The sequence below is a fragment of the Pseudomonas sp. FP1762 genome (assembly GCF_030687105.1).
In the GTDB taxonomy this organism is placed as follows: Bacteria; Pseudomonadota; Gammaproteobacteria; order Pseudomonadales; family Pseudomonadaceae; genus Aquipseudomonas; species Aquipseudomonas siliginis.
Genome location: NZ_CP117458.1, coordinates 2,311,339 through 2,327,255, shown reverse-complemented (window position 1 = coordinate 2,327,255; position 15,917 = coordinate 2,311,339). Strand labels below are relative to the sequence as shown.

The following is a 15,917-nucleotide window of genomic DNA, read 5'->3' as shown; positions in this document are numbered from 1 at the left end:
ATGTTCAGCCTTCCCCACCGTTCGCCGCGAGACTTGCCGTTTGTGGTCGACCACACCGCTTTGCTGCTGGTGGACATGCAGCGCGCCTGGCTCGAACCGCAATTCGACCCACACCTGCGCGAGGCGGATGCCGAATATTTTCTCCAGCGCACGCGCAGCCAGGTGGTGTCCAATCAGCAACGGCTGCTTGGCGCCTTTCGTCAGGCGCAGCAGAACGTGCTGCACACGATTATCGAAAGCCTGACCGCCGACGGTCGCGACCGCTCGCTGGATCACAAACTGTCTGACATGCACTTGCCCAAGGGCAGCGTGCAGGCTCAGGTCATCGCTGAACTGACCCCGACCGAAAACGAAATCGTGCTGCCGAAGACCTCCTCCGGGGTGTTCAACTCGACCAACATCGATTACGTGCTGCGCAATCTGCAGACCCGTCATCTGATCATCGCCGGCATCGTCACCGACCAATGTGTGGACATGGCCGTGCGCGACGCCGCCGACCGTGGTTATCTGGTCACGCTGGTAGAAGACGCCTGCGCCACTTACAGCGCCGAACGCCATCACGCCTGCCTCAACGCGATCAAGGGTTACTGCTGGATCACCGACACCGACACCGTACTCGGTCGTCTGCGGGAGATGCAGCCATGAGCCCGCGCCTGACCCCGTTGCCGATGACCACACTGGTCACCACCGACCTGATCGGCATCACCCGGGGCCGCTCGTTTCCTAGCGATGAGCTGGAGCATTACCAGGCGGCGGGTTGCGGCTGGGTCCCCGCCAACAGCGCGTTGACGCCGCAGGACATCATCGCCTCGAGCAGTCCGTGGGGCGCGTACGGCGATCTGCGGCTGATTCCGGATCTGAGCAGCCGCGTCACTGTCGGCAGCGGCCCGGACGCCAATGCACCGGTGCTGGATTTCATCCACGCCGATATTCGCGAGACCGACGGCCAGGCCTGGGGCGCCTGCCCACGCACATTGCTGCGCGATGAAATCGAGCGCTATCACGATGAGCTGGGGTTGCAGGTCAACGCCGCCTTCGAACATGAATTCAACCTGCACGCAGGCATTGCCGAACACGCGGCGTTCTCTCTCGAAGCGCAGCGCCAGGGCGCCGAATTCGGCGGCTGGCTGCTCAGTGCCCTGCGCGCCGGCGGCGTCGAGCCGGAAATGTTTCTGCCGGAATACGGCAAGCACCAATACGAAATCACCTGCCGCCCGACTCTCGGCGTAGCGGCGGCGGATCGTGCGGTCAACGTGCGCGAAATCACCCGGGAAATCGCCCGGCAAATGGGCCTCGACCTGAGTTTTGCGCCGAAGACTGCCGCCGAAGCGGTGTGCAACGGTGTGCACCTGCACATCAGCCTGCTCGACCTGGCCGGCCAGCCGATGTTGTACGACGCCGGCACCAGCAACGGCCTGTCGAGCATCGGCCAGCATTGGTCTGCCGGAGTCCTGCATTTTCTACCGGCGCTGTGCGCGTTCACCGCGCCGACGCCGCTGTCATACCAGCGTTTGCAGCCGCACCACTGGAGCGCGTCGTATGCGTGTCTGGGGCAGCAGAACCGTGAAGCGGCGCTTCGCATCTGCCCGACCGTGACCTTGGCCGGCAAGTCCGCCGCGCAGCAGTTCAACCTGGAGTTCCGCGCCATGGACGCCACCGCCTCGCCGCATCTGGCCATGGCCGCGCTGCTGATTGCCGGGCGGCTGGGCATCGAACAACGTCTGGCGCTGAACGCGATCACCGACGAAATTCCCGATTCACTCAACGACGAGCAACGCAAGGCCCGGGGCATCGTCGCCCTGCCCGCCTCGCTGGCCCAGGCGCTGGATTGCCTGCGCGACAGTGCAGCCTTCAATGAATGGCTGCCCAAGCCGTTGCTCGACACGTATTACGCCCTGAAAACCGAGGAACTGGCGCTGACGGAACAGCTCTCGCCCGCTGACCTGTGTGAGCACTATGCACGCCTGTACTGAATCCGCTGAGCTGGGGTTATACACCCGCCCGGTCTACACCCTGAGCCGCGAGGACTCGACGAATCCGTTGATCCTCGTGTGCGAACACGCCAGTCGCTACATCCCCGACGCCCTGAACAATCTGGGCCTGGACGAGGCGGCCGCACGCGAACATATCGCCTGGGACATCGGCGCGCTGCAACTGGCCGAACAGTTGTCGGAACAGCTTGGCGCTACGTTGCTCAGCGCCAATTATTCACGGCTGCTGATCGACCTCAACCGCCCGCGCCATGCGCCGGACAGCATCCCGCTGCAGAGCGAGATCTACCCGATACCTGGCAATCGCGAGCTGGATGAGGCGACCCGCGAATACCGGCGCCAAACGCTGTTCAAACCGTTTCATGCGCGCTTGCAGATGTTGATCGACGAGCGCATTGCCAAAGGTCTGCCGGTGCGTGTGGTCGGCATTCACAGTTTCACCCCGGTGTATTACGGCCAGCCGCGACCGCTGGAAGTCGGCGTGTTGTTCGGCCAGGCCAAAGATTATGCCCTGCGTTTGCTCGACGGCCTGCAAGCGCACCCGCTGAAAGTGGCGGGCAACCAACCGTACAGAATTGATCCCTTGGGCGACATGACCGTGCCGGTGCACGGTGATGCCCGGGGCCTTGAGGCAGTGCTGATCGAGGTGCGCAACGATCTGCTGCGCAGCCCCGAAGCAGTGTCGCGCTGGGCCGGCTACCTCGCACCTTTGCTGTAAATGACGGACCGATAAAACATAAACCGACCGATGGCTGACAAGGAGTTGCGCTTCATGGAAATTGAAGAATTCGGCTACAAGCAAGAGTTGAAACGTAGCCTGACGCTGACCGATCTGGTGGTGTACGGGATGATCTTCATGATCCCCATCGCCCCGTTCGGTGTGTATGGCTACGTCAACGCCGAAGCACCGGGGATGGTGCCGCTGGCGTACATCATCGGCATGGTGGCGATGCTGTTCACCGCGCTGAGTTACGGCAGCATGGCCAAGGCCTTTCCGGTTGCCGGCTCTGTATATTCCTACGCGCAACGCGGCCTTAATCAACACGTCGGCTTCATCGCTGGCTGGCTGATGCTGCTCGATTACCTGCTGATTCCGCCGCTGCTGTACCTGTATTCGGCGATGGCGCTCAACCATTTGTACCCGGACATTCCCAAGGTCGGCTTCATCCTGGCGTTTCTGGTCAGCGCAACATTCGTCAACCTGCGCGGCATCACCTTCACCGCGCGGATGAACATGCTGTTCCTGCTGGCACAACTGGTGGTGCTGGGGATCTTCCTGTTCTACGCCTGGAACGCCCTGCACAACGGTGGCGGTAACGGTGAGCTGACGCTGGCGCCGCTGTATCACCCGGAAACCTTCAACTTCGCCCTGCTGATGCAAGCGGTGTCGATCGCCGTGCTGTCGTTCCTCGGCTTCGACGCGATCTCCACCCTCGCCGAAGAAATCAAGGAAGATCCGGGCCGCAGCGTCGGCAAGGCAGCGCTGATCACCCTGGCGGTGATGGGCACGATTTTCGTCGTACAGACTTGGATTGCCACCGATCTGGCGGCGGGCATGGGCTTCAAATCCGCCGACACCGCGTTTTATGAAATTGCCGAAATCGCCGCTGGCAGCTGGCTGGCGACCCTGACCGCCGTCGCCACGGCGCTGGCCTGGGGCGTGGCCGTGGCAATCACCTCGCAGGCCGCCGTCTCGCGTCTGCTGTTCGGCATGGCCCGCGACGGCAAGCTGCCGAAGGTGCTGGCCAAGGTCCACCCGAAACACAACACGCCGTACCTGAGCATTTATCTGGTGGCGGTGTTGTCGCTGCTGATCTGCTACCTGTTCATCGACGCGGTCGACATCCTCACCTCGCTGATCAACTTCGGCGCCCTCAGCGGTTTCATGCTGCTGCACCTGACGGTGATCAACCACTACTGGCGTCGGCAGAAGTCGGGACAGTTTGTGCGCCATCTGCTCTGCCCGGTGATCGGCTTCATCATCGTCGCCGCCATCATGTACAACATGGGCGTCGATGCGCAGAAACTCGGCCTGATCTGGATTGCCCTGGGCCTGGTGTACCTGTTCTTCCTCAACAAGCTCGGCGCCAGCACAGCGCTGCCCGATCCGAGCAAAGGCTGACAAGAAAAAGAGCGGCGTCTGACAACAAATCAGGCGACCGCCGATTCAACGCGTGGACACCGACAGTGATAGTCAGGTTCGGCGAATCGGCCGAATCTTTTGATACAGGAGTACATCCATGCTGGTCTTACGCCCAGTCGAGCAGAATGATCTGCCCCAGCTACAGCGCCTGGCCCGCGAGAGCCTGATCGGCGTGACTTCGCTGCCGGATGACAGCGAACACCTGCGCGAAAAAATCGCCGCGTCGTGCGCGTCTTTCGACAGCGCCGCCACAGCCCAGGGGCCGGAAAACTATTTCTTTGTGCTGGAAGATCTCGAACGCCAGCAATTGGTCGGCTGCTCGGAAATCCTTGCCACCGCCGGCTTCAAGGAGCCGTTCTACAGCCTGCGCAACCGCCATTTCACCAGTGCATCGCGAGAATTGAACATCGAGCATGGCGTGCCGGCGTTGTCGCTGTGCCATGACCTCAGCGGGCATACCTTGCTGCGCGGTTTCCACATTGACACCGCGTTGGTGCGCACGCCGTTTTCTGAACTGCTGTCGCGAGCGCGCCTGCTGTTCATTGCTGCGCATGCACAGCGGTTCTCCGAGGCGGTGATCACCGAGATCGTCGGCTACAGCGACGAGCAGGGTCACTCGCCGTTCTGGGATGCGCTGGGCAAGCACTTTTTCGACCTGCCGTACGCGGAAGCCGAGCGTCTGTGCGGATTGCAGAGCCGCACGTTCCTCGCCGAACTGATGCCGCAATACCCAATCTACGTGCCGATGCTGCCGCAAGCGGCGCAGGATTGCATCGGCCGCGTGCACCCGGACGGCCAGGAAGCGTTCGACATCCTCGCGCGGGAAGGCTTCGAAACCAACAGCTACATCGACCTGTTCGACGCCGGCCCGACCCTGTATGCGCGTACCGCAAACATTCGCTCGATCGCTGACAGCCAGACCGCTATTGTCCGCCAACAAGTATCGACCGACGCCCGTGGCCGTTACCTGCTCAGCAACGACGCCCTGCATGACTACCGCGCGATTGTCACCGAACTCGACTATCACCCTGATCAACCGCTGCCCCTGACACCCGCCATCTGCGCGGCACTGAAAGTCAGCGAAGGCAGCTCGATACGGCTGGTCGCTCTGTGAGCCGCGTTAGCCATCCGCGCCTGAATCGGTACGCCAAAGGAGTTGGAGCATGATTGTCCGTCCGGTAAAAGTCAGCGACCTGCCAGCCTTGATGACCCTCGTCGAACAGGCTGGACCAGGTTTCACCACCCTTCCGGCCAACGAGGACCGACTTGCGCACCGGGTGCGCTGGGCGCAACGGGCGTTCGCCGAACAGGTGGAACGGGCCGATGCCGATTACCTGTTTGTCCTCGAGGATGATGAGCAGCGCGTGGTCGGTGTCAGCGCGATGGCCGGCGCCGTTGGCCTGCGCGAGCCCTGGTACAACTATCGGCTTGGGGTGACCGTCAGTTCGGCACCGGACCTGGGCATTCAGCGGCAGATCCCAACGTTGTTCCTCAACAACGAACTGACCGGCCAATCGGAGCTGTGCTCGCTGTTCCTGCGCCATGACCAGCGCAACGGCAGCAATGGCCGCCTGTTGTCGCTGGGTCGTCTACTGTTCGTCGCCGAATTTCCGCACCTGTTTGGCGAGAAGATGATCGCCGAGTTGCGCGGCAGTGCCGATGAAAACGGTTGCTCGCCATTTTGGGACAGCCTTGGCCGGCACTTCTTCCAGATGGATTTCACCCACGCCGATCACTTGTCCGGTCTGGGCAACAAAGCCTTTATCGCCGAACTGATGCCGCGCCAGCCGCTGTACACCTGCCTGCTCACCGAACAGGCGCAGGCGGCGATAGGCCAGACTCACCCGAACACCCAGCCGGCGTTGAAGATTCTTCAGGCCGAGGGCTTCACGCACAAAGGCTATATCGACATTTTCGACGGTGGCCCGGTCATCGAAGCGCCGATCCGCAGCATCCGCACGGTGCGCGACAGCCTCGAACTGACCTTGAGCCTCGGCACCCCGGACGAGCAGGCGCCGCTATGGCTGATTCACAACCGCCGGCTGGAAAACTGCCGTATCACCGTGGCCCCCGGTCGCCTGGTGGGCAACAGCCTGGTTGTCGATCGTCTCACTGCCAAGCGCCTGCAACTGCAGCCGGGCAATTCAGTGCGCGCAGTGCTCCTGCCCCATCAACAGCAACATGCCGTGGCGGCCTGATATTTCCGGCACGGGAGATTAAACCTTTCAGCCGCCAGTCCTGCCGCGCAAATTCGTCATGATTCTTGACCCATTCGCGTGATAGCCTTTTCATTCTTCGGCGTTGACACCTTTGCTCAAGCCTTTCCATTCCTTATGTATTGGTGGAACTCGTATGACCAGGCTTTCCCATCAAGATTTGCGCCGTAACTTCCGTCAGCTGCTGGCCTCCGACACCTGCTACCACACGGCTTCGGTATTCGATCCGATGTCCGCCCGCATCGCCGCTGACCTGGGTTTTGAAGTGGGTATTCTCGGCGGTTCCGTGGCCTCCCTGCAGGTGCTTGGCGCGCCGGACTTCGCCCTGATCACCCTCAGCGAATTCGCCGAACAGGCCACGCGCATTGGCCGCGTCGCCCAATTGCCAGTGATCGCCGACGCCGACCACGGCTATGGCAACGCTCTTAACGTGATGCGCACCATCGTCGAACTGGAACGCGCGGGCGTCGCTGCACTGACCATCGAAGACACCCTGCTGCCCGCGCAATTCGGGCGCAAATCCACCGACCTGATCACCGTGGCCGAAGGCGTCGGCAAGATCCGCGCGGCGCTGGAAGCCCGGGTCGACACCGAGATGGCCATCATCGCCCGCACCAACGCCGGCATTCTGCCGAATCAGGAAATCATCAGCCGCACCCGCCAATATCAGGCGGCGGGCGCTGACGGTATCTGCATGGTCGGCGTGCAGGACTTCGATCAACTGGAACAAATCGCCGAGCACCTCACAGTGCCGCTAATGCTGGTCACCTACGGCAACCCGGCCCTGCGCGACGACAAACGCCTGGCCGAACTGGGCGTGCGCGTGACCATCGACGGCCATGGCGCCTACTTCGCCGCGATCAAAGCAACCTACGACAGCCTGCGCGAACAGCGGCAGATCTTCACCCAGGCCGCCGACCTGAGCGCGACCGAGTTGACCCACACCTATACCCAGCCGGAGGAATACATTCTCTGGGCCAAGGAGTACATGAGCGTCAAGGAGTGATGCACACGCTGCACCGGCCCCTTCGCGAGCAGGCTCGCTCCCACAGTTGAAATGCGGTCCCCTGTGGGAGCAAGCCTGCTCGCGAAAGCGTCTATTGCGGCACCGCTAAACCGGCGTCTTATACCCCTCCTCCCGCTGCGCCGCCCGCGCCTGAATCACATTCAAAATCGCACAGCCCTCGCGCATCAGCAGATGAACCGCGCTGGTCACCCGCGTCAGATCACAATCGGAGATGCCCTTGAGGTTGAGGCTGGCGAAAGTGTCGGCCAGATCGCGCACGACCAAAAACCGGTGCATCGCACAGGCGGCCATGTCGCTGAGTTCAGTGTGGGTATTGATGAAGAGCACCGGCGATTCGGCGTCGTAGGTGTCGATGGGGAGATAGCGCGGCATTACTTGGTCGGTCATAGAGTTCACTCCAGAAAGGTCAGGTTCTGTATTCGACCGGCCAAGATCGTCGCAGGGTTATCTGCGAACCGAGACTATAAGAGCCGCGCCCGACGGCCGCAACGAGAGCTTCTGTCGGACTTTTCGGTATTTTTTGTGCGCCGTCCTCGACTGCCACTTTTCCCACAAAAGCCCCTCACCCTAGCCCTCTCCCAGAGGGAGAGGGGACTGATTGGGGAATGCTCTGGATCTGCGCCGACGTGGTGGACCGTGTTGAATGCGAAATTGAATTCAGCAGAAAATCTTAAGCTTGCCGCATTGACTATAAACAACACGGTCAGTCCCCTCTCCTGGGGGAGAGGGCTAGGGTGAGGGGTGAGTCAACTGACACCCCGCCCCAAACATTCACACCACCAATCCCATCACCGCGGCTTGGCCAACTCCATGATCATCCGTGACAACAAATAAATCCGCGGCGCCACGCTCGCCACCTCGGCATATTCCTCAGGCGTGTGAATATTGCCGCCGACAATGCCGAAGCCATCCAGCGTCGGCGTCCCTACGCCTGCGGACAGACTGGCATCCGCCGCGCCACCACTGCCCTCCTCGGTCAGCTTGCGGCCAATCTCGCCGTAAATTCCCTGGGCCATGGCCATCAGGCGATCCGACTCGGCCGTTTGTGGCATCGGCGGCAAACCGCGCTGCAGAGAGGTTTTCACCTCGGTCTCGGCAATCAACTTGTCCTGCGAGACCCGCGCCAGATCCTTCTCGATGCGATCAAATTCCTCCGGCACTGCCGCACGCACATCCGCTTTGGCCGTGGCCTGATCAGGAATCACGTTGGTGCGATCACCGGCCTTGAGCACGGTAAAGTTGATGGTGGTCTTCTTCGCCTCGTCACCGAGCTTGCCCAGTTGCAGAATCTGATGCGCCGCTTCCATCGCCGCGTTCCGGCCCAATTCAGGCGCGACGCCGGCGTGGGCGGCCTTGCCTTTGACTTCGACCAGCGCCGTCGCACTGCCCTTGCGCCACACCACCAGGCCATCGGCCGGGCGCCCCGGTTCGAGGTTGAGGGTGACGTCGTGCTGTTTGGCGGTTTTCTTGATCAGGTCGGTGGCGACGTCCGAGCCGGTTTCTTCGCTGGCATCCAGCAGGAAGGTGATCTGCGCGTAATCCTTGAAGTCGAGGTTCTTCAGCACTTTCAATGCGTAGATGCCGGCGACGATGCCGCCTTTGTCGTCCATTACACCCGGCCCGTAGGCGCGGCCGTCCTTGATGTGGAAAGGCCGCTCGGCGGCGGAGCCTTCCTTGAACACCGTGTCCATGTGCGCCATCAGGAGGATCTTCGCTTTGCCCGTGCCTTTGAGCGTGGCCAGCACGTGGTTGGATTTTTCCGGGGTGTTGGGCACCAGTTCGATGGTGGCGCCGAGTTTTTTCAGTTCATCGATGGCAATGTCGCTGACCTGTTTCAGGCCCGGCTCATAACCTGAGCCGGAGTCGATATTGACCAGTCGCTCCAACAATTTCAGGGCTTCGGGCTGATACTGCTCGGCATCGGCGAGCACTTGTTTGTGCGGTTCGGCGGCGTTTGCGGCCGAGAATGCGAGGGACAGACCGAGGCTGGCGGCCAGCAGAGAGCGGGGAAAGGAGAACGTCATGAAGCAGTCCTTGTTTCGTGTCGGAGGGATTCAACCGTAACCGACATCGGCGCAAGGCTCTATAGCGGATGCGACACTGATCTAACCGACAACACATACCCCGGTGGGAGCGAGCCTGCTCGCGAAGGCGTCGTGGCAAACGATATTGATACCGCCTGACCCAGCGCTTTCGCGAGCAGGCTCGCTCCCACAGGTATCAGCTCGCCCGTCAGACCGAATCCAGCAGCGCCTGCCTCGGCTTGTTGTCGCTGTTGCAGATCACCCGATTGCGCCCACTGGCCTTGGCTTCGTACAACGCCTGATCGGCCTCATCCAGCCAACGCGTGGCGTCGGCATGGCTCGGGTCGTACGCGGCCAGGCCAATGCTCAGACTGACCTTCAACGCCGGGTTCTGCTCGTAGCCCATCACCGCAAAACGCTCGCGCAAGGCTTCCATCGCCTGAGCCGCGTTGAACAGTGGCAGCTCCGGCAAAATCACGCAGAACTCGTCCCCGCCATAGCGCCCCGCCACATCCGTGGCGCGCAGATTCTGTTTGAGCAGTTTGCTCAACTGGCGCAGGACGATATCGCCAGCGACATGCCCATAGGTGTCATTGATCGCTTTGAAGTGGTCGATGTCGATCAGCGCAATCGCCGCGCCCTGCTGCTGGCGTTTGCAGCGCTGGAACGCGAGGTTCAGCTGATCCTTCCACGCGCCATGATTGAGCAGGCCGGTCAGGCTATCGGTGCGACTCAACGCCAATAGCTCGCGCTTGTGCCGACCGAGGGTCGAGGCCTGGCGAAAGCAGATCCAGCCTAGCGCCAGCGGATACAGCAACAGCAACGGCAAACAGGCGTACAGCTGCAGCGGCGTTGTTGGCGGGATGAACGCCGGCGCAAACACCACCAGCCCCACGCCCATACCGAATAGCTGTGCCGCCGTGCCCGCCAGCAAAAAACGCCCGCCACCGATGGCGACGTTGTTCATCGCCATCATCGAAATCGTGGTAGCGCTGGGCAAGGGATTGAACTGCATGGCGGCGACCCAGAAGCCGCCCATGAATGCATCGATCAGCAAATTGCGGTGTTCGGCGCGAAACGGCACGCTCGAGCTTCGCGCCCATAGAAAGGCCAGATGCGGCCAGACCAGGCCGTTGAACAGCATCAGGCCCCACACCCACAGCGGCGGATCGAGCGCGTGCATCGCCACGCTGACACACATCAGCCCGAGCAGCAGCCCGAACACCCGCGACCTGTACAGCCTCCTGGCCAGTGAAAGTCCCTTTCCTCGCGTATTTCCCATAAGGGCCTCGACCGCGCGATGCATGGTTACATCCCGACAAGGATGTGTCCGGAGTCTATCAGGGCGCCGCTAAATAGCCATCACCGGCCAGCGGCCTGAATAGAGCGCTATCAGCGCCGCACGCGCGGCCCAGAGTTGGCTATAAATGAAAGAGGGGAAATGGAAAAACAACTATAAAAAGGGGGCACATGCATACCTACGCTGTGTTGATCATCGGCAGCGGTTTCGGCGGCCAGTGCGCGGCGGTCAACCTGCTCAAGGCCGGAATCGACGACTTTCGCATTCTCGAGCGACGCGATTTTTTCGGCGGCACCTGGTGCCAGAACACCTACCCCGGCGCAGCGGTGGACGTACCGTCGCCGCTGTATTCGCTGTCATTCGCGCCCTACCGCTGGTCGCAGATGTTCGCCGAACAGGCGGAACTGCGTCGCTACACCGAACAGCTGATCGAGCAGTTCGGTTTGCGCGACCGCGTGGAGCTGGGGGCCGATGTCGAGCGGGTCGAATGGGACGAAGCGGAAAAGCGTTGGTTGGTGCACACCCGCGCCAGAGGTACTTTCCGAACCCAATTCCTGATCAACGCTTCCGGGCCGTTGAGTCAGCCGGTCATCCCCAACTTTCCTGGGATGGATCGCTTTCAAGGCAAGACTTTCCACACAAATAATTGGGATCACAGCTACGACTATCGCGGTAAACGCGTGGCGATCGTCGGCAGTGGTGCCAGCGCCGCGCAGGTGATCCCGGCGATTGCGCCACAAGTCGAACACCTGCATGTATTCCAGCGCACGCCGCATTGGGTGCTGCCGCGTGCCGATCGCAAATTCGGCCGTTTCCAACGCTGGCTGCTCGGTCTGAAGCCGGCGTACAAGCTGCTGCGCTGGCTGATCTACTGGCAATTCGAAACCCGGGTGATCGCCTTCAAATACTCGAGACCGGCGATTCACTTGGTCCAGCGACATGCGCTGCGTTTTCTCAAGCGGCAGGTTCCGGACCCGCTGCTGCGGCAAAAACTCACTCCGGACTTCACCATCGGCTGCAAACGCGTTTTGGTGTCCAGCACGTACTACCCGGCGCTGAGCCGCGCCAACGTCACGTTGCACAGTCGCGAGCACGGCATCGCTTCGATCGACGAAAGCGGGATCAACACCGTGGACGGTGAGCATCTCGATGTTGATCTGATCGTCTGGTCGACCGGTTACGACGCCACCGACGGGGTGATTTCTTACCCGGTCAGCGGCAAAAACGCGGTGCAACTCAGAGATGTCTGGGCCGAATACCCGCGCGCGTACCTCGGCACCAGCCTGCCGGATTTCCCCAACCTGTTTATCGTCACCGGGCCGAACACCGGCATTGGCCACACCTCGGCGCTTTTCATCATTGAATCGCAGATGAACTACATCCTCGACTGCATCCGCACCGTACGGGCCAAAGGCCTGAGCAGCATCGAAGTGCGCCGTGACGCAGAACGTACCTACACTGCAATGATCCACCGGGAAATGCAGCGCACGGTGTGGAAGTCCGGTGGTTGCCACAGTTGGTACCAGAGCAAGAGCGGTCATGTGATCGCGATGTTTCCCGGCTTCAGTTTCAGCTATCACCTGCTGACCCGGGCGCTGAAACCGGCCGACCATATTTTGTCCTGAACACGTATAAGGAAGACGTCGATGCTTTTGCTGTTTGTCGCACTCGCGGTTTTCGTGGCCTGGAGCTGGTTGAGTTACCCGGCGGTCGGCCATTGGCTGTACGACCTGGCGATGGCAAGCGAGGCCAGGTTGTACAAACTGCACAAGATCGAAGTGCCGATCGCCGAGATGACCGTGTCGACCTGGCAAGGCGGGCCATACGAGGCGTCCAGCGCGATCCTGATGCTGCACGGCTTCAGCGCCGACAAAAACCTCTGGCTGCGCTGCGCCCGGCATTTCGTCCGTCAGTATCGGGTGATCATTCCGGATCTGGCCGGCCACGGTGAGACTGGCTTCAAGGCTGGCGGCGGTTACGACATTGCGGTTCAGGCCAAACGCATGATTCAACTGCTCGACGTCTGCGGCGTGGAGAAAGTCCATGTCATCGGCAACTCCATGGGCGGCTATATCGCCGCGTGGCTGGCGGCAACCTATCCCGAGCGCATCGCCTCGCTGGCGTTGATCGACCCGGCCGGCGTCACTGCACCGGAGCCGAGCGACATGGAGCGCCATCTGGCGCGCGGGCACAATCCGTTCCTGATCAACTCCCGCGAAGAATTTCAGCGCTTCTACGCGATGACCATGGAGTCGCCGCCGTGGGTGCCGAAGCTGGTGCTGGACGCCGTCGCCCAGCGCTACGAGCAACAACGTGACGAGCTCGAAGAAATCTTCCGCGACTTCCGCGCCAGCCCGCCGATGGAGCCGAAACTGGCCGAGATCAAATGCCCGGCGCTGTTGCTGTGGGGGCGCAAGGATCGCCTGATCGACGTCAGCAGCGTGCCGGTGTGGAGCAAAGGCATCGCCAATCTCGAAGTGGATGTGTGGGATCACGTCGGGCACATGCCGATGGTCGAACAGCCGGGAAATACCGCGCGTCTGTACGGGGAATTTCTGGAACGACAGCGATGAAGATGGATATTCGCAATGCCCCAGGTTGCGCAACTGATCGTTCCCATGCTCTGCGTGGGAACGATCAGCGGAGACAGAAGGTTGGCGTTCCCATGAACATCCTTTACGACGAACGCCTCGACGGTCCGTTGCCCGAGGTGAACAAGGGCGAATTGCTCAAGGCTCTGCAACAAGCCCTGCCGGACCTGGACATCCTCTGGCGCGAAGATGAACTCAAACCCTACGAATGCGACGGTCTCTCCGCCTACCGCACCACGCCGATGCTGGTCGCCCTGCCCCGGCGCCTGGAGCAAGTGCAAACCCTGCTGAAACTCTGCCATCAAAACAACGTGCCCGTGGTCGCGCGGGGTGCCGGCACTGGGTTGTCCGGCGGCGCCCTGCCACTGGAAAAGGGCCTGCTGCTGGTGATGGCGCGGTTCAACAACATCCTGCACATCGACCCCGCTGCACGTATCGCGCGGGTTCAGCCGGGGGTGCGCAATCTTGCTATCTCCCAGGCGGCGGCCCCGTTCGGCTTGTATTACGCACCGGATCCGTCATCGCAGATTGCCTGTTCGATCGGCGGCAACGTCGCAGAAAACGCTGGTGGCGTGCATTGCCTCAAGTACGGCCTGACCGTGCACAACGTGCTGAAAATCGAAGTGCTGACCATTGAGGGCGAACGTCTGACGCTGGGCTCCGAGGCGCTCGATTCAGCCGGTTTCGACCTGCTCGCCTTGTTCACCGGCTCCGAAGGCCTGCTGGGGATCATCACCGAAGTCACGGTGAAACTGCTGCCCAAACCGCAAGTCGCCAAGGTCCTGCTCGGCAGTTTCGATTCAGTCGAGAAGGCCGGCCGAGCGGTTGCCGAAATCATCGCTGCCGGGATCATTCCCGGAGGCCTGGAAATGATGGACAACCTGGCCATTCGCGCCGCCGAAGATTTTATCCACGCCGGTTACCCGGTCGACGCCGAGGCGATTCTGCTGTGCGAACTCGACGGCGTCGAAGCCGACGTGCACGACGATTGCCAGCGCGTACGGGAAGTCATGACAGCGGCCGGCGCCACCGAGGTGCGCCAGGCCCAGGACGAAGCCGAGCGCGTGCGTTTCTGGGCCGGGCGCAAAAATGCGTTTCCGGCGATCGGCCGGTTGTCGCCGGATTATTACTGCATGGACGGCACCATCCCGCGCCGCGAATTGCCCGCTGTGCTGCAAGGTATCGCCAGCCTCGGCGAGGAATATGGCTTGCGCGTGGCCAACGTGTTCCATGCCGGCGACGGCAACATGCATCCGCTGATTCTGTTCGACGCCAACCAGCCGGGGGAGCTGCATCGCGCCGAGGCATTGGGCGGCAAGATCCTCGAACTGTGCGTGAAGGTCGGCGGCAGCATCACTGGCGAGCACGGCGTCGGCCGCGAAAAAATCAATCAGATGTGCGCGCAGTTCAACAGCGACGAGTTACTGCTGTTTCATGCAGTGAAAGCCGCGTTCGATCCGCAGGGCTTGCTCAATCCCGGCAAGAACATTCCGACCCTGCACCGCTGCGCCGAATTCGGCGCGATGCACATTCACGCCGGGCAACTGCCCTTCCCCGAGCTGGAGCGATTCTGATGGCTGATTTCGACGCCGCCAACGCCCTGCTCGATCAGGTCAACGCCGCGCGGGCCAATGCCACGCCGCTGAAGATTCAGGGCGGCAACAGCAAGGCCTTTCTCGGTCGCGAGGTGGCCGGCGAAGTGCTCAACACCCGTGCTCATCGCGGCATCGTTCAATACGATCCGACCGAACTGGTGGTCACCGCACGTGCCGGCACGCCATTGTCCGCGCTGCTTGCGGCGCTGGATGACGCCGGGCAAATGTTGCCCTGCGAACCGCCATCCTTCGCCGACAGCGCCACGGTCGGCGGCATGGTCGCCACGGGACTGTCCGGACCTCGCCGGCCGTGGTCCGGCTCGGTACGCGACTTCGTTCTCGGCACGCGGGTGATCACCGGCCTCGGTCAGCATCTGCGCTTCGGTGGCGAAGTGATGAAAAACGTCGCCGGTTATGACCTTTCGCGACTGATGGCCGGCAGTTTCGGTTGCCTCGGCGTGCTCACCGAAGTGTCGCTGAAAGTCCTGCCGAAACCGCGCCAGTGCCTGAGCATTCGCCTCGATATCGACTGCGCTCGGGCCTTGAGCAAACTTGCCGAATCGGGCCAGCAACCGCTGCCGATCAGCGCGGCATGTCACGATGGCCAGAGCCTGTATCTGCGTCTGGAAGGCGGCGAAGGTTCGGTAACGGCGGCGCATCAACGCCTCGGCGGCGAGCCGCTGGACTCGGTTTTCTGGCGCGACCTCAACGAACAGCGCCTGAGTTTTTTCGACGAAGGTTTGCCGCTGTGGCGCCTGTCATTGCCGAACAATCTCGGCCCGCTCGAGCTGCCCGGCGAGCAACTGATCGACTGGGCCGGCGCGCAACGCTGGGTGAAATCCGAAAGCTCTGAGATTCACGCACTCGCCCATTCCTTGGGCGGCCATGCAACGTGCTTTACCCATGGCGCCACGGATTCGCCGTTTCAACCCTTGGCGCCAACCCTGCTGCGCTACCACCGGCAACTCAAGGCGCAACTCGACCCGCAAGGGCTGTTCAACCCCGGACGCATGTACGCGGAGGTCTAGCC

General features: G+C 61.7%; 14 protein-coding genes. 11 read left to right on the top strand and 3 right to left on the bottom strand.

The window, feature by feature from the left end; all coding sequences use genetic code 11:
• The 7 genes from PSH90_RS10245 to PSH90_RS10215 all read left to right on the top strand — a co-directional run bounded on the left by PSH90_RS10245 (position 1) and on the right by PSH90_RS10215 (position 7,356).
• Complete coding sequence (locus PSH90_RS10245) at positions 1-645, top strand: isochorismatase family cysteine hydrolase (protein ID WP_305382651.1); 645 nt, start codon at positions 1-3, stop codon at positions 643-645.
• On the top strand, positions 642-1,973 hold the full coding sequence (locus PSH90_RS10240; protein WP_305382648.1) for a glutamine synthetase: 1,332 nt from the start codon (positions 642-644) through the stop codon (positions 1,971-1,973). The genes PSH90_RS10245 and PSH90_RS10240 overlap by 4 nt, the downstream gene beginning before the upstream one ends.
• A complete protein-coding gene (locus tag PSH90_RS10235; protein WP_150635705.1) occupies positions 1,957-2,709 on the top strand; it encodes an N-formylglutamate amidohydrolase in 753 nt (250 codons plus the stop codon). Before PSH90_RS10240 ends, PSH90_RS10235 begins: the two co-directional genes overlap by 17 nt.
• 54 nt (positions 2,710-2,763) lie before the next feature.
• Positions 2,764-4,113 carry an APC family permease gene (locus PSH90_RS10230; protein WP_076567476.1) on the top strand — a complete coding sequence of 450 codons (1,350 nt, stop codon included), beginning with the start codon at positions 2,764-2,766 and terminating at the stop codon, positions 4,111-4,113.
• A gap of 118 nt (positions 4,114-4,231) precedes the next feature.
• Positions 4,232-5,248 (top strand): arginine N-succinyltransferase, encoded by a 1,017-nt coding sequence (locus PSH90_RS10225; protein WP_150742759.1) that lies wholly within the window; start codon positions 4,232-4,234, stop codon positions 5,246-5,248.
• 49 nt (positions 5,249-5,297) lie between these two features.
• Complete coding sequence (astA, locus tag PSH90_RS10220) at positions 5,298-6,332, top strand: arginine N-succinyltransferase (RefSeq protein ID WP_041478621.1); 1,035 nt, start codon at positions 5,298-5,300, stop codon at positions 6,330-6,332.
• Positions 6,333-6,486: 154 nt separating this feature from the next.
• Positions 6,487-7,356 (top strand): oxaloacetate decarboxylase, encoded by an 870-nt coding sequence (locus PSH90_RS10215; protein WP_024012471.1) that lies wholly within the window; start codon positions 6,487-6,489, stop codon positions 7,354-7,356.
• Between the two features lie 105 nt (positions 7,357-7,461).
• Here PSH90_RS10215 and PSH90_RS10210 read toward each other — a convergent pair whose 3' ends face one another.
• The 3 genes from PSH90_RS10210 to PSH90_RS10200 form a co-directional block, all read right to left on the bottom strand.
• Positions 7,462-7,764 carry a hypothetical protein gene (locus tag PSH90_RS10210; protein WP_056784599.1) on the bottom strand — a complete coding sequence of 101 codons (303 nt, stop codon included), beginning with the start codon at positions 7,762-7,764 and terminating at the stop codon, positions 7,462-7,464.
• Between the two features lie 401 nt (positions 7,765-8,165).
• On the bottom strand, positions 8,166-9,401 hold the full coding sequence (locus tag PSH90_RS10205) for a M20/M25/M40 family metallo-hydrolase (RefSeq protein ID WP_116658919.1): 1,236 nt from the start codon (positions 9,399-9,401) through the stop codon (positions 8,166-8,168).
• A 208-nt stretch (positions 9,402-9,609) separates the two neighbouring features.
• Positions 9,610-10,683, bottom strand: coding sequence for a diguanylate cyclase (locus PSH90_RS10200; protein ID WP_056786785.1), 1,074 nt, complete (start codon positions 10,681-10,683; stop codon positions 9,610-9,612).
• 188 nt (positions 10,684-10,871) lie between these two features.
• On the opposite strand from PSH90_RS10200, the gene PSH90_RS10195 reads away from it, so the two are divergent.
• The 4 genes from PSH90_RS10195 to glcE all read left to right on the top strand — a co-directional run bounded on the left by PSH90_RS10195 (position 10,872) and on the right by glcE (position 15,915).
• Complete coding sequence (locus PSH90_RS10195) at positions 10,872-12,326, top strand: NAD(P)/FAD-dependent oxidoreductase (RefSeq protein ID WP_305382646.1); 1,455 nt, start codon at positions 10,872-10,874, stop codon at positions 12,324-12,326.
• A 21-nt stretch (positions 12,327-12,347) separates the two neighbouring features.
• Positions 12,348-13,274 (top strand): alpha/beta fold hydrolase, encoded by a 927-nt coding sequence (locus PSH90_RS10190; protein ID WP_056784590.1) that lies wholly within the window; start codon positions 12,348-12,350, stop codon positions 13,272-13,274.
• 92 nt (positions 13,275-13,366) lie between these two features.
• Positions 13,367-14,866: a glycolate oxidase subunit GlcD gene (gene glcD, locus PSH90_RS10185; protein WP_122880115.1), complete on the top strand. Its 1,500-nt coding sequence runs from the start codon at positions 13,367-13,369 to the stop codon at positions 14,864-14,866.
• A complete protein-coding gene (gene glcE, locus PSH90_RS10180) occupies positions 14,866-15,915 on the top strand; it encodes a glycolate oxidase subunit GlcE (protein WP_305382645.1) in 1,050 nt (349 codons plus the stop codon). Before glcD ends, glcE begins: the two co-directional genes overlap by 1 nt.
• Positions 15,916-15,917: the final 2 nt, after the last annotated feature.